Annotated in this window: 13 protein-coding genes; 3 read left to right on the plus strand and 10 right to left on the minus strand. The window is 72.3% G+C overall.

Features of this window, described 5'->3' with window-relative positions; all coding sequences use genetic code 11:
- Window positions 1–40: 40 nt before the first annotated feature.
- The 4 genes from ACZ4XJ_RS20340 to ACZ4XJ_RS20355 all read right to left on the minus strand — a co-directional run bounded on the left by ACZ4XJ_RS20340 (window position 41) and on the right by ACZ4XJ_RS20355 (window position 4,320).
- Complete coding sequence (locus ACZ4XJ_RS20340) at window positions 41–1,414, minus strand: hypothetical protein (protein ID WP_468496930.1); 1,374 nt, start codon at window positions 1,412–1,414, stop codon at window positions 41–43.
- Window positions 1,404–1,979, minus strand: coding sequence for a DUF6114 domain-containing protein (locus tag ACZ4XJ_RS20345; protein WP_362876914.1), 576 nt, complete (start codon window positions 1,977–1,979; stop codon window positions 1,404–1,406). The genes ACZ4XJ_RS20340 and ACZ4XJ_RS20345 overlap by 11 nt, the downstream gene beginning before the upstream one ends.
- A gap of 107 nt (window positions 1,980–2,086) precedes the next feature.
- The gene (locus ACZ4XJ_RS20350; RefSeq protein WP_362876915.1) at window positions 2,087–2,725 is read right to left on the minus strand and encodes a DUF6230 family protein; all 639 of its coding nucleotides are present in this window, start codon (window positions 2,723–2,725) and stop codon (window positions 2,087–2,089) included.
- Between the two features lie 602 nt (window positions 2,726–3,327).
- Entirely contained in the window at window positions 3,328–4,320 is a 993-nt protein-coding gene (locus ACZ4XJ_RS20355; protein WP_362876916.1) for a tetratricopeptide repeat protein, read from the minus strand.
- A gap of 304 nt (window positions 4,321–4,624) precedes the next feature.
- Between ACZ4XJ_RS20355 and ACZ4XJ_RS20360 the strand changes: the two genes are divergently transcribed.
- Window positions 4,625–5,263: a TetR/AcrR family transcriptional regulator gene (locus ACZ4XJ_RS20360; RefSeq protein WP_383986849.1), complete on the plus strand. Its 639-nt coding sequence runs from the start codon at window positions 4,625–4,627 to the stop codon at window positions 5,261–5,263.
- Between the two features lie 108 nt (window positions 5,264–5,371).
- Here the strand turns inward: ACZ4XJ_RS20360 and ACZ4XJ_RS20365 are convergent, their stop codons facing one another.
- From ACZ4XJ_RS20365 to ACZ4XJ_RS20380, 4 genes are all read right to left on the minus strand, one after another.
- A complete protein-coding gene (locus ACZ4XJ_RS20365; RefSeq protein ID WP_362876918.1) occupies window positions 5,372–7,072 on the minus strand; it encodes an acyl-CoA mutase large subunit family protein in 1,701 nt (566 codons plus the stop codon).
- A gap of 109 nt (window positions 7,073–7,181) precedes the next feature.
- On the minus strand, window positions 7,182–7,511 hold the full coding sequence (locus ACZ4XJ_RS20370; RefSeq protein ID WP_468496931.1) for a DUF3817 domain-containing protein: 330 nt from the start codon (window positions 7,509–7,511) through the stop codon (window positions 7,182–7,184).
- A 120-nt stretch (window positions 7,512–7,631) separates the two neighbouring features.
- On the minus strand, window positions 7,632–8,141 hold the full coding sequence (locus ACZ4XJ_RS20375) for a MarR family winged helix-turn-helix transcriptional regulator (protein WP_362876920.1): 510 nt from the start codon (window positions 8,139–8,141) through the stop codon (window positions 7,632–7,634).
- Between the two features lie 21 nt (window positions 8,142–8,162).
- A complete protein-coding gene (locus tag ACZ4XJ_RS20380; RefSeq protein WP_468496932.1) occupies window positions 8,163–9,434 on the minus strand; it encodes an MFS transporter in 1,272 nt (423 codons plus the stop codon).
- Window positions 9,435–9,569: 135 nt separating this feature from the next.
- Here ACZ4XJ_RS20380 and ACZ4XJ_RS20385 point away from each other — a divergent pair, with 135 nt between their 5' ends.
- Together ACZ4XJ_RS20385 and ACZ4XJ_RS20390 are read left to right on the plus strand one after the other, a co-directional pair.
- A complete protein-coding gene (locus tag ACZ4XJ_RS20385) occupies window positions 9,570–10,562 on the plus strand; it encodes an ArsR/SmtB family transcription factor (RefSeq protein WP_468496933.1) in 993 nt (330 codons plus the stop codon).
- A gap of 245 nt (window positions 10,563–10,807) precedes the next feature.
- Window positions 10,808–11,815 carry a glycoside hydrolase family 6 protein gene (locus ACZ4XJ_RS20390; protein ID WP_468496934.1) on the plus strand — a complete coding sequence of 336 codons (1,008 nt, stop codon included), beginning with the start codon at window positions 10,808–10,810 and terminating at the stop codon, window positions 11,813–11,815.
- Window positions 11,816–11,908: 93 nt separating this feature from the next.
- Here the strand turns inward: ACZ4XJ_RS20390 and ACZ4XJ_RS20395 are convergent, their stop codons facing one another.
- Complete coding sequence (locus ACZ4XJ_RS20395) at window positions 11,909–12,205, minus strand: MTH1187 family thiamine-binding protein (protein ID WP_362876924.1); 297 nt, start codon at window positions 12,203–12,205, stop codon at window positions 11,909–11,911.
- The gene (locus ACZ4XJ_RS20400) at window positions 12,202–12,549 is read right to left on the minus strand and encodes a DUF3817 domain-containing protein (protein ID WP_362876925.1); all 348 of its coding nucleotides are present in this window, start codon (window positions 12,547–12,549) and stop codon (window positions 12,202–12,204) included. The genes ACZ4XJ_RS20395 and ACZ4XJ_RS20400 overlap by 4 nt, the downstream gene beginning before the upstream one ends.
- Window positions 12,550–12,639 lie beyond the last annotated feature (90 nt).

Here is a 12,639-nt window from a genome sequence, read left to right on the forward strand (position 1 = left end):
ATCGGGGTGCCGCCCTCGGTGCGCGTGCGGGTTGCTGCTGTTACTTCGGGCCGATGTAGTTCTTGAGGCCCGGGACGGTGAGGTTGCCGCCGAACTGGCCGGCCTGGACGACCTTGACGTTCGTGAAGAACGCGAAGGGGACGTTCAACGGCGGCGGGCTGTTCGGGGTGAACTCGATCGGGATGAGTCCGAACAGGTTCCCCTTGAGGCTCTCGGTGTACATCGTCACCTTGCCGCCGCGGATCGTGGACGTGGAACCCGGGCGGGACTTCAGCTGGGCGGTGTTCGCGCCCGTCCCGACCGTTTGGTACAGGTCCTTGATGTCGAGCGAGTCCGCCGTGAACTTCAGGACCTTCTTGGTCTTGCCGCCCGCGGTCTTCACCTCGACGATGCCCTCGTAGTCGAGGCCGTAGAGGGTCAGCAGCGAGCTGTCGAGGTACCAGGGCTCGTCGGGCAGGAGCGGGACGCCCGGCTCCAGCTTCGCGTCGGCCAGCGCCTTGGCGTCGTAGGTCGGGCAGGGGAAGGGTTCCTTCCCGTCCGGGTCCTTCGTCGCCTCGTCGTCGGCGTCCTCGTCCTTGGCGTCCTTGTCCTTGTCGGCCTTGTCCTTGGCGTCCTTGTCCTTGTCGGCCTCGGCGTCCTTCGGGTCCTTGTCGTCCTTCGGGTCCTTGGCGGGCGTCCTGCCCGTCTCGTCCTTGGGGGACTTCGCGGAGTCCTTGACGTCCTGCGGCAGTTCCTTGACCGGTACGCCGGCCTTGTTCGCCGCGTCGCGGATCGCGTCCGCGGCCGGGTCCGGGGTCTGCGCACCGCTCGGAGTGGGCGCGGGCGTCGGGGTGGCCGGCTTCTTCGCGTCCTGGAGGGGCTTGCCTAGCTCGTCGAAGAGGCCCTTGACGGCATCCCCGACACCCAGCGGGTCCAGCGGGTCGGGCGTCTTCGACGCCGAGGGGGACGGGGCCGTGCTCGTGGAGGGCGCCGTCGTGGGGGTCTGCTTCCCGGTCGTCGCGGCCCCGGAGGGCTTGACGGCGGAGGGCGGCTTCGTCGCCGAGGGGGTCGCCCCCGGCTTCGGTGCGCCGGTCGTGCTCGGCGAGGGGCCGGCGCTGGGCGACGTACTCGGTGACGGCGTCGTCGACGGGGAACCGCTCGGCGACGGCGAGGCCGACTCCGCGGGCTCGTCGGAACGCGTCACGCACGGGCCGGGCGCGAAGGGGATGTCCTTCTCGTCGGCCAGCGCCATCTTCGGCGCCATGCCCATCCCTACGAACACGGCCGTCGGCATCGCCGCCAGCGCCATCGTCTTGCCGACGGGTATCTGGAGCTTGTTCAGCAGCGACTTCCTGGGCGCCGCGTGCCGCGGGCCCTTTCTCTCACGGGACTCTGCGCCTGGGGCCACGCCCCGCTGCGTCTCGTCACCCCGCACTGTTCCTCCCGCCATCGGCGTGGGCAGTCGTCTCGGTCAGGTGCGCCGTTTCCGTGTCGCGGGGAGCCGGGACGCCGTACGGGTTGCCCGCCGGCACCTCCGTCTTGGCCGCCGCCGCCTCGGCCTCGGCCTCGGCTTGCGCCTCCGCCTCCTCGTCCACCGGTTCGCCGGGAGCCCACGACAGGGCGAGGGCGCCGCCGATCATGGAGGAGAGGAAGCCCATGAAGAAGCCGCCGAGGTTGGACACCGGGATCGACACCAGGGCCAGCAGGATCGCGGCGACACCCGCGAACACGCGGATGGTCTGCTGGAACCAGAGGGCCAGCCCGAGCGTGATCAGCAGGACCCCGATGATGAGCGCGCCGGCCCCGCCCGTCGTGGCCATCGCGAGGGTGACGTTGCCCAACCGCAGGTCCGCGTAAGGGAAGTAGGCGATCGGTACACCGCCGAGGAGCGTGAACAGGCCAGCCCAGAAGGGACGGCGGCCTCTCCAGGCGCGGAATTGGTGGTACACCACGGTGAGCCAAGCGTCGTCTGCGGCGCGAACCGGGGCCTGGGGGTTCATGGACAACAGCTCCCTGGAAACGGTGGTACGGAGAACTATGTGGAGCCCGCCGGGGCGGGCGGCGACGGCTGCCGCCGTCCGCCCCCGCGGTCACGCACCGGGACCGGTTACTTCTCGTCCTGGTAGCACGGCTGGTCGCCGCCGAGCAGACGCAGCTTCAGGTCGGGCAGCTTGAAGGTGCCCGCCGTGGTCGCCCACGCCTTCTGCCGGACGTTCGACAGGACGGCCTTGTCCGCACGCTGGGAGAACGCGTACGGGCTGGTGACCGTACCGGCCTGCGGCTTCGTCTTGTGGCTCGGGTCTCCGACCGCGACACCGATGTCAAGGTTCTTGAACTCGGCGTCCGTGTCGAGCTCCGCGACATCCAGGTAGATGTTCTCGGCGACGGCCGGCGTGCCCTTGTGGCCGGTCCTCAGCTGCAGGGTGATGGCACCCAGCGGCGTCGGGGTGACCAGGGACTGGCACATGTTGGTGATCTCGGCGTGACTGAAGCCCGAGATGGTGACCGGGTGCTTCTGCGGGTTGCCCTTGAGATCGTGCCCCTCGGCGATGCCGCCGTACTGGATGAGGTTGTCACCGTCGAGCTTGTCGGCCGAGACCTTGAAGTCCTGGCCGGAGACGCTGAAGGACGCCGCGAGGGCGCCCTGCGCCAGACCCACACCGACCGCGGCCGTGGCCGCGATGCTCGGCACCATGACGAGCGCGAAGCGCTTCCATCTGGTCCCGCCACGAACCTGAGAATTCATTTTGTTCCTCCTTCTCGGACGTACATCTCCGGTCCGGGCCGTACCCGTCCTGGGATGGGAGAAGTGCTACGTCCTCGGGAAGAAGCGCCGGCGGCCGAGCCGCGGCGCGGCCGCGTCCGATCCACCGGCGTTCACCCCCGAGCGACAACCACTGGGCCACGCGTTCGCGCAACCTGGAGGACAGGCCCTGCTGGTGCAGGGACCCCCCTGTCCACGGCCGGTGACACCGTCACCGGTCGGCTCGGTGGGGACCCTCCACCGCGGCTCCGGGTGAGCGGCGCTGCGGGAAGGACCGAGCGTCGCCGATCGTGGTGCATTCCCGGCCGGGGCACAAGGGGGTTCGTTACTGGCGGGTAACGGGTGGATAACCGGAGTGAGGCCCGGCGCTGCCGGGCGGGCACGCAGGGTGTCACCCAGGGCCACGACAGATCGGTGGAAGAGCGAACCAACCGGACAGTTCACGGGGTTCGACTTACTACGAGTAACAGCGGCCGCGATTACCAAGTTTTGGCAAAACGCGGCCGCTGTTCATCGACGTGTCAACAAATCGCCGTCGGCCTCCGGGCGCCCTCGGGCCTCCTCCGGCCTGGCCCGGACGGGCTCTAGAAGAGCACCCGCGCGAGCGCCGTACGGGCCGCCGACACCCGGGGGTCGTCCGCCCCGATGACCTCGAACAGCTCCAGGAGCCGGACGCGGACGGCGTCCCGGTCGTCACCGAACGTGACCCTGACGGTGTCCACGAGACGGCCGAAGGCGTCGTCCACGTGGCCGCCCGCCAGGTCCAGGTCGGCGGCGTCCATCTGCGCGGCCGGGTCCTTGGGGTTCTGGGCCGCCGCGGCGCGCACCGCCTGCGGGTCCATCTCCCCCACCCGGGTCAGCAGCGCGGCCTGGGCCAGGCCGAGCTTCGCCTCGCTGTTGGTCGGGTCCTGTGCGAGCACGTCCTGGTACGCGCGCACCGCGCCGGGGAAGTCACCGGCGTCCAGCGCGCCGACCGCCGCCTCCAGCAGCGCGTCGTACGGACCGGCCGGCACGAAGTCCTCGGCCTCCACCGGGGCGCCATCGGCGCCGGGGTCGACCTGGAGGCCGACGAGGCCGAAGCGCTCCTCGGCGACCTGGACCAGCTGGGCCAGGGTCTCGCGGATCTGCTGCTCGGGGGCGAGGCCCTGGAACAGCGGCAGCACCTGGCCGGCGACCACGGCGAAGACGGCCGGGATGCCCTGGATGCCGAACTGCTGCATCAGCGTCTGGTTGGCCTCGACGTCGACCTTGGCCAGTACGACGCGGCCGTTCGCCTCGACGGTCAGTCGCTCCAGGAGCGGGCTGAGCTGCTTGCACGGCTCGCACCACTCGGCCCAGAAGTCGAGGACGACCGGGACCTCGTTGGACAGCTGGATGACGTCGCTCTCGAAGCCGGCCTCGGTGACGTCGAAGACGAGGGCGGACGGCGGTACGGCGCCTCCGGGGGCACTGCCCGCGCCGCCGCCCTGTCGGGCCGCGTCCGCGCGGGCCTGCTCGGCCTTCGCCTTGGCCTCGCCGGCGGCCTTCACCGCGGCGAGGTCGACGACGCCGCTCATGGACATGTTTCTGGGCTGCATGCGTACATCCTCCCCCGAGTGCGCGCGCCGACGAAAAAGATCCCGAAAGATCGTCCGTGAAATGCCGTTGGACTTCGGTACGCGCCGTCGCGCACGGCCGCCGTCACCGGCGGCCGTGTCGAACCGTCGTACCGATCTGCTGGGCGGCGCCGGGTCCCCACCCGACACCAGTAGCTCTTCGCGTGGTTGTCGCTCTTACGCTACGAGCCGTAGCGTAACTCGCCGGAGCCCCCGACGCCCAGTGATCTGAACCACACCGAAACGGCCCCCGACGGTTCCCCTACCGGCGGGTATGGTCTCGGCCATGCGCAACCCCTGCCCCGGCTCCAGCTCCCCGCACGGCCGCACCGGCCGGCCCCGCAGTGCCGCTGCGGACGCCGCGATCCTCGCGGCGACGCGGGACGCGCTGGTGGACCTGGGGTGGTCGAAGCTGACGATGGGCGACGTCTCGGCCCGCGCCGGCGTCGCCAAGACCACCCTGTACCGGCGCTGGGCCGGGAAGAACGAGCTGGTCGTGGACGCGGTCGCGGAACTCTTCGACGCGCTGGAACTCCCCGACCGCGGTTCGCTCGAAGCCGACATCGAGCACGTGGTGCTCCAGTTCGCGCAGCTGCTTCGCCGCCCCGAGGCCCGTACCGCGCTGATGGCGGTCGTGGCCGAATCCACCCGGGACGAGGCCCTGCGCGACCGGATCCGCTCGGCGATCGTGGACCGGCAGAAACGTCTCGTCGTACTGGGCCGCGAACGGGCGCAGGCCCGCGGGGAACTCCCCCACGAGGAGGACGAGTCCGTCGCGGGCCGCACCACGGACCTGATCTTCGACGTGATCGCGGGCACGGTGGTGCACCGGGCCCTGGTCAGCGCCGAACCGGTCGACGAGGTCTGGGTGACCTCCTTCACCACCCTGCTGATGCACGGCCTCCAGGGCGCGGACCGGACCTGAGTCGGCGCCGACCTACGGGCACGGAAACGCGGACGCCGGCCGCGTCGCCCGGTGAGGGCGCCGCGACCGGCCGTGGCGCGCGGCCCGCAGGGGCCGGTCGCGGCGGGGTCAGAAGCCGGGGGGCTCGGTGTAGGTGCCCCACTCGTCGCGCAGGACGTTGCAGATCTCGCCCATCGTCGCCTCCGCGCGCACCGCGTCCAGCATGGCCGGGATCATGTTCGAGCCGTCGCGGGCGGCGTCCAGCATGGCGGCCAGCGAGGCCGTCACCTTGGCGTCGTCGCGGCCGGCCTTGCGCTCGGCCAACTCGCGCACCTGGACGGTCTCCACCTCGTGGCTGACCCGGAGGATCTCCAGGTCACCGGTGACCGATCCGTGGTGCACGTTGACGCCGACGACCCGCTTGTCGCCCTTCTCCAGGGACCGCTGGTACTGGAAGGCCGATTCGGCGATCTCCCCGGTGAACCAGCCGTCCTCGATGCCGCGCAGGATGCCCGAGGTGATCGGCCCGATGGGGTGCTGCCCGTTCGGGTGGGCGCGCAGACCGCGCTCCTTGATCTGCTCGAAGATCTTCTCGGCGTCCGCCTCGATGCGGTCGGTGAGCTGCTCGACGTACCAGGAACCGCCCAGCGGGTCGGCCACGTTGGCGACGCCGGTCTCCTCCATCAGCACCTGCTGCGTGCGCAGGGCGATCTCGGCGGCCTGCTCGCTCGGCAGCGCGAGGGTCTCGTCGAGGGCGTTGGTGTGCAGGGAGTTGGTGCCGCCGAGCACGGCCGCGAGGGCTTCGACGGCGGTGCGCACGACGTTGTTGTACGGCTGCTGCGCGGTGAGGGAGACCCCGGCCGTCTGGGTGTGGAAGCGCAGCCACATGGTCTTGTCGGACTTGGCCCCGTAGACCTCCTTCATCCAACGGGCCCAGATCCGGCGGGCCGCGCGGAACTTGGCGATCTCCTCGAAGAAGTCGAGGTGCGCGTCGAAGAAGAAGGACAGGCCGGAGGCGAAGTGGTCGACGTCCAGGCCCCGGGAGAGGCCGAGTTCCACGTACCCGAAGCCGTCGGCCAGGGTGTACGCGAGCTCCTGGGCGGCCGTCGCGCCGGCCTCGCGGATGTGGTAGCCGGAGACGGACAGCGGCTTGTAGGCCGGGATGCCGTTCGCGCAGTACTCCATGAGGTCGCCGATGAGGCGCAGGTGCGGCTCGGGTTCGAAGAGCCACTCCTTCTGGGCGATGTACTCCTTGAAGATGTCCGTCTGGAGCGTGCCGTTGAGCACCGCCGGGTCCACGCCCTGGCGCTCGGCGGCGACCAGGTACATGCAGAAGGCCGGGACGGCCGGCCCGCTGATGGTCATGGAGGTGGTGACGTCGCCGAGCGGGATGTCCTTGAACAGGACCTCCATGTCGGCGGCGGAGTCGATGGCGACGCCGCAGTGCCCGACCTCGCCCAGCGCCCGGGGGTCGTCCGAGTCGCGGCCCATGAGGGTGGGCATGTCGAAGGCGACGGAGAGCCCGCCGCCACCGGCGGCCAGGATCATCTTGTAGCGCTCGTTGGTCTGCTCGGCGTTGCCGAACCCGGCGAACTGGCGGATGGTCCAGGTCCGGCCGCGGTAGCCGGTGGCGTGCAGCCCGCGGGTGAAGGGGTACTCCCCCGGCCAGCCGATCCGCTCGAACCCCTCGTACGCGTCGCCGGGACGGGGCCCGTAGACGGGGTCGACGTCGTCTCCGGAGAGCGTCGTGAAATCGGCCTCGCGCTTGCGGGCCTTGTCGTACCGGGCCTGCCAGCGACGGCGGCCCTCCTCGATGACGTCAGCGTCCATACCCATGAATTTACTAGGACGTCCTAGTAAATGTCGATGGGAAACCCCCGGGGAGTCCCCGGGGGTCGGATTCCTTCGAGCCCGCAGCGGGCCGCGGGCCGGGCCTTCGCTAGGCCTTCGCGGTGGCGGGCGCGTCCACGAGCAGCGGCTCGACCTCGGCGCGGACCTTGCGCTCGACGAGGAAGGCGACCAGCGGGATCGTGCCGCTGACCAGCACCCAGAGCAGCTTGCCGAAGGGCCACCGGGCCTTGGAGCCCAGGTCGAAGGCGAAGACCAGGTAGATCATGAAGAGCACGCCGTGTGCCTGGGAGACCGCGAAGGTCAGGTCGGCACCGGTGTCGAAGCCGTACTTGGCCACCATGCAGGCGCAGAGGATCAGGAGCATGACCGCGGTCACGTAGGCCATGACGCGGTAGCGGGTCAGCACGCTTCGTTTCATGCCGACGAGCCTAACCGTCCGTTTTGCTCGATCTTGACGCGGGCCCCGGCTCCGGGCGCGACGATCGGGAGCGGGTCCCGGCCGTGCCTCCGACCGTGCCCCGGCCGCTCTCGCGACCGCCTATGCCTCGTCGAAGTCGGCGGCGGCCACCCGCAGCGGGCGGAGCAGCGCGAAGATCTCCGCGCACTCCTCCGCGTCGTAGGCGCCGAGCCCGAACTCGATCTCCATCAGGTCCTTCGTCGCCGCCTCGACGACCTCGCGGCCCTTCTCCGTGATGGAGGCGAGCGTGCCGCGCCCGTCGTGCGGGTTGGGGCGCTTGGCCACCAGTCCGGCCGTCACCAGCCGGTCCACGGTGTTGGTCACCGAGGTCGGGTGGACCATCAGGCGCTCGCCGATCTTCGACATCGTCAGCTCGCCGGCCTGGGAGAAGGTGAGGAGCACCAGCGCCTCGTAGCGCGCGAAGGTCAGTCCGTACGGCTTCACCACCGCGTCGACCTCGCCGAGCAGGATCTGGTGCGCGCGCATGATGGAGGTGATCGCGGCCATCGACGGCACCGGCCCCCAGCGCTGCTGCCAGAGTTCGTCGGCTCGGGCGATGGGGTCGAAGGGGAGACTGAGCGGCTTCGGCATCCACCAGACCCTACCGGGCGGTCATTTGGTGGCCGGCCCCGTCTCACCCCTCGGCCGCCCGGCCGCGCGCAGCGCGCCGAGGAGGAGCAGGACGACGGCCGTTCCGAGGAGCGCGGCGCCGGTGACGACGGCGTGCACGGGGAGGAACTCGGCCGCCAGGCCGGCCAGGGCCATGCCGACGCCCTGGCAGGTCATCATGCCGGTGGAGAGCAGGGTCATCGCCCGGCCGCGCACCTCGTCGGGAACGGCGTCGACGAACATCCGGTCGAGGCCGAGGGTGTAGGCGTGGGCCAGCCCGGTCAGGAGCAGCGCCCCGAGGACGACGGGTAAGGCGGGCCGCGCCGCGTAGAGGAGGAGCGGCAGCGGGGCTAGGGCGGCCAGCGGCGCCACGATCCGCGAACGCGTTCGGGCGGTGAGCGCGGAGCCCGCCCAGACCTCGCCCGCGACGGTGCCGACGGGCAGCGCGCACATGAGGATGCCGAGGGCGACGGTGCCGGCGCCGATGTCGTGGGCGTACGGGGTCAGCAGCGCCTCCGGTACGACGACGAAGGCGGGCGGCAGCCAGAACAGCAGGGTGAGCGCGCGCAGTCGGCGGTCCCCGAACAGCACCCGCAGCCCGCCGGGCGGGGCGGCGCCGGCGGCCGGGGCCCGGGCGGGCCTGGCCCGCGTACCGAGGCGCAACAGCAGCGCGGAGGCCAGGAACCCGGCGGCGGTCAGGGCTATCGCCCCGCGCGGGGCGAGGACGGTGAGCAGCAGCCCGCCGAGGCCGAACCCGACGAGTTGGGCGCTCTGGGAGACCATGCGCAGCAGGGACCGGCCCAGGACGAAGGCCTCGCCGGAGCCGAGGATGTCGGCGAGGGAGGCGCTGCGGGCGCCCTGGAAGAGCGGTGCGACGAAGGCCATGGCGCAGCGCAGGACGAGCAGCGCGGCGACCGGGGTCGCCGGCCGGACCATGGCGGCGGCGCAGGCGGCGCACAGCAGGTCGCAGGTGACGAGCAGGCGGCGGGCGGGCAGCCGGTCGGCGAGCCCGGCGAGGAGGGTGCCGCCGAGGGCGTACGGCAGGAACCCGAGGGCGAAGGTGAGGGCGCTCATCAGGGGTGAGCCGGTGGCGCGGTAGACGAGGACGGTGAGGGCGATCTCGGCGACGACGACGCCGAGCAGGGACAGCAGGTGCGCGGCGAAGACCGTACGGAACTCCCGGACCCGGAAGACCTCCCGGTAGCCCGCGCCCGGCGGCGGGGCGGGCGGGTCCGGGGTCGCGGCCCCGTCCGGGTCGAGGGACGTGGTTGTCATGGCGGCCACCCTGACCGGAACCTACGCTGCGACCCAGGGATTCGTTCCCGGCCGAATCCACGGGCGGGCGGGGCCACGTTCGACTGCCCGGTCGCCAACCGGTCGGGCCGTCGGGGGCTTTCGGAGGGTGCGTCCATGGGGTTCCACTACCGCTTCGGGGCGGCGGACCTGCTGCGCTGCCGGTTCGCGATCTCGCCGCGCTGGGAGACCCAGGAGGCGGTACGGGTCCTGCTGCGGCCGGGCCGCCAGGCGTACCACCTGCCGTGGCTGAGCCGGATCCGGGACGCCGCGGCCGGGCTGGACCTGCGGCCGTTGTGGCTGCTGATGCCGCGCGCCGGGCACCACCCGGACGTGCTGAGCCCGCCGCCGCTCGGCCCGTCGGTGACGTTCGAGGAGGAGATGGCCCGGGTCCGGGCGGCCGACCCGGAGGTGGCCCGGGAGGACCTGCGCCGCTCGCTGGCCTGTACCCCGGGTGCGCGGGAGAGCGACATCGGGCGGCGGATGCTCGCCGATCCCGCGCGGGCGGTGCGGGAACTCGCCGATCTGACGGAGGCGGCCTGGCAGGCCCTCATCGCCCCGCACTGGCCCCGGCTGCGGACCCTGCTGGAGGCGGACATCCTGTTCCACTCCCGGCGGCTGGCGGCGGGCGGGCTGGAGGCCCTGTTCGACGGCCTCCACCCCGACCTGCGGTGGGACGGCGGGCGTTCCACCCTGACCATCGAGCGCCCCGGCCACCACGACCGCGCGGCGGGCGGTCAAGGGCTGCTGCTGATGCCGAGCGCGTTCGTGTGGCCGGACGTGGTGGGTGGCTACGACCCGCCCTGGCAGCCGACCCTGGTCTATCCGGCGCGCGGCATCGGCGCACTGTGGACGGCCTCGGACGGTCCGACCCCGCAGGCGCTGGCCGGGCTGCTGGGGCGGGGCCGCGCGGACGTGCTGTGCGCGCTGCACGAGCCCGCCTCGACGCGGGCCCTCGCGCTGCGGCTCGGGCTGGCCCCCTCGACGGTGTCGGCACACCTCAAGGCCCTCCGGGCGGCGGGCCTGCTGATCCCGTCCCGCCACGGCCACCACGTCCTGTACGAACGCACCCCCCTGGCGATAGCCCTGACCGGCGGCACCGCTCCGTAGCCCGGATCCGGTGCGCGGTGTCGTACGGGGGGACGGATGTCCGTCATGTCACGATGTCCCGGTCCGCCGGGACCACCGGTCCAGCGGGGCGCCCCGTCCGCCGGGGCCTCCGCACCCCCGGCCCCGAACGGCCCGCGCCCTCCACCACCAGCTCCCCCCATCATCCGCTCCCCCAGCACCCGCTCCCCCCACCGCCCGTTCCCCTGTCGCCCGTCCCCCTGTCGCCCGTTCCCCCGAGGAGCCGGATGTCCGTCGCCGTACGACGTCGCCCCGTCACCGCCCTCGGGCTCGCCCTGTTCCTCTCGGCCGCCACCGCCTGCGCCTCCGGACCCGCGCCCGCCGAGGGGCGACCCGGGGCGGCCGGCGCGGTCGCCGAGTCCGCGTTCTGGGTCGACCCGCGCAGCGCCGCCGCCCGGCAGGTCGCCGACTGGGAGGCGCGGGGGCGCCACAGTGACGCCCAGGTCCTGCGCCGGATCTCCGACCGACCGCTGGCCCTGTGGGTGCCGACCGGGAACCCCGTCCCGGAGGTCCGCCGGGCCCGCGCCGGCGCGAAGGCGGCGGGGCGGACCCTGGTGCTCGTCGCGCACAACATCCCGCACCGCGGCTGTGGCCCCACCGCGACCGGCGGCGCCGCGGACGCCCGCGCCTACCGCGCCTGGACCGGCGCGATCGCCGACGCCCTCGGGGACGCGAAGGCCCTCGTCGTCCTGGAACCGGAGGCCGTCCCGCACCTCATCGACGGCTGCACCCGCGCCGAACACCACGACGAGCGGCACCGGCTGCTCGCCGAGGCCGTCGACCGGCTCAAGCGGAACAAGAACACCAAGGTCTACCTGGACGCCGGCAACCCGGCCTGGATCCCGCACCCGGCGGACCTCGTCGCACCCCTGAAGAAGTCGGGCCTCGCCCGCGCCGACGGCTTCGCCCTGAACGTCTCCGGCTTCCAGGCCGAGGCCCCGAGCCGCGCGTACGGGGCCCGGCTCTCCAAGGCCACCGGCGGCAAGCACTTCGTCCTCGACACCGGCCGCAACGGCGCGGGCCCCCTGCCCGGCGACCGGAACGACGCCTGGTGCAACCCGCCCGGCCGGGCCCTGGGCACGCCGCCGAGCGACCGTACGGGCCATCCGTTGGTGGACGCGTACCTGTGGGTCAAGCGGCCCGGCGACTCCGACGGCGCCTGCCGCGGCGGCCCGCGGGCCGGCCGCTGGTGGCCGGACTACGCGCTCGGCCTGGCCCGCCGCGCCCGGAACTGACCCGGCGGCCGACGCCCCCCGGACGCGCGAGTGCCCCCCGGCCGGAGCCGGGGGGCACTTCGTCGTACGTCGTACCCGGACCGTCGGTCACGGTCAGCCCCGCGCGAGGTGCCGTTCCACCGTCTCCACCTTGGAGGTCATCCCGTCACTGACCCCGGGCCGGATGTCGGCCTTGAGGATGAAGGACACCCGGGGCGCCCGCGCCTCGACGGCGGCCACCGCGCGCTTCACCACGTCCATGACCTCGTCCCAGTCACCTTCCACGGTCGTGAACATCGCGTCGGTGCGGTTCGGCAGTCCGGACTCGCGTACGACGCGGACCGCGTCGGCGACGTACTCCCCGACCTCTTCACCGACCCCCAACGGGGTCACCGAGAACGCGATGATCATGCCTGCGCCGCCTCGCGGGCGACGCGGGCGGCCACGACGCTGTCGGCCTCGTCGCGCTTGAGCAGCTTGTCGCCGTACAGGCCGCCGAAGGGCAGCACCGCGAGCAGGAAGAACAGGGCGACCTTCTTGACCGGCCACTTCGCCTTGTTCCAGACGTCGAGCAGGAAGACCGCGTAGATCGTGAACAGGAAGCCGTGCAGGATGCCGAGCGGCATCATCAGGTAGTCGATGTCCGAGACCCGACTCAGCAGCGAGCCGAAGATCAGCAGAGCCGGGAACGACAGGGCCTCCGGAACGGAGATGAGCCGCAGTCGGTGCAGGGCGGAAGCGGTCTTGATGTCCACGTGGAACCTTCGGGGGTGACGGCCGGGGGTCCGTCCCAGTGTCTCAGCCGCTCCGGGAGATCTTTCCCCGGGTCCCGGCCGGGCCCGAGT

It is taken from the genome of Streptomyces sp. NPDC029836, assembly GCF_055574495.1.

Excerpts from the sequence above, each read along its gene's own strand:
- ACZ4XJ_RS20345 (WP_362876914.1), bottom strand. The coding sequence starts at position 1,979 with ATGAACCCCCAGGCCCCGGTTCGCGCCGCAGACGACGCTTGGCTCACC.
- ACZ4XJ_RS20350 (WP_362876915.1), bottom strand. The coding sequence starts at position 2,725 with ATGAATTCTCAGGTTCGTGGCGGGACCAGATGGAAGCGCTTCGCGCTC.
- ACZ4XJ_RS20355 (WP_362876916.1), bottom strand. The coding sequence starts at position 4,320 with ATGCAGCCCAGAAACATGTCCATGAGCGGCGTCGTCGACCTCGCCGCG.
- ACZ4XJ_RS20360 (WP_383986849.1), top strand. The coding sequence starts at position 4,625 with ATGCGCAACCCCTGCCCCGGCTCCAGCTCCCCGCACGGCCGCACCGGC.
- ACZ4XJ_RS20365 (WP_362876918.1), bottom strand. The coding sequence starts at position 7,072 with ATGGACGCTGACGTCATCGAGGAGGGCCGCCGTCGCTGGCAGGCCCGG.
- ACZ4XJ_RS20370 (WP_468496931.1), bottom strand. The coding sequence starts at position 7,511 with ATGAAACGAAGCGTGCTGACCCGCTACCGCGTCATGGCCTACGTGACC.
- ACZ4XJ_RS20375 (WP_362876920.1), bottom strand. The coding sequence starts at position 8,141 with ATGCCGAAGCCGCTCAGTCTCCCCTTCGACCCCATCGCCCGAGCCGAC.
- ACZ4XJ_RS20380 (WP_468496932.1), bottom strand. The coding sequence starts at position 9,434 with ATGACAACCACGTCCCTCGACCCGGACGGGGCCGCGACCCCGGACCCG.
- ACZ4XJ_RS20385 (WP_468496933.1), top strand. The coding sequence starts at position 9,570 with ATGGGGTTCCACTACCGCTTCGGGGCGGCGGACCTGCTGCGCTGCCGG.
- ACZ4XJ_RS20390 (WP_468496934.1), top strand. The coding sequence starts at position 10,808 with ATGTCCGTCGCCGTACGACGTCGCCCCGTCACCGCCCTCGGGCTCGCC.
- ACZ4XJ_RS20395 (WP_362876924.1), bottom strand. The coding sequence starts at position 12,205 with ATGATCATCGCGTTCTCGGTGACCCCGTTGGGGGTCGGTGAAGAGGTC.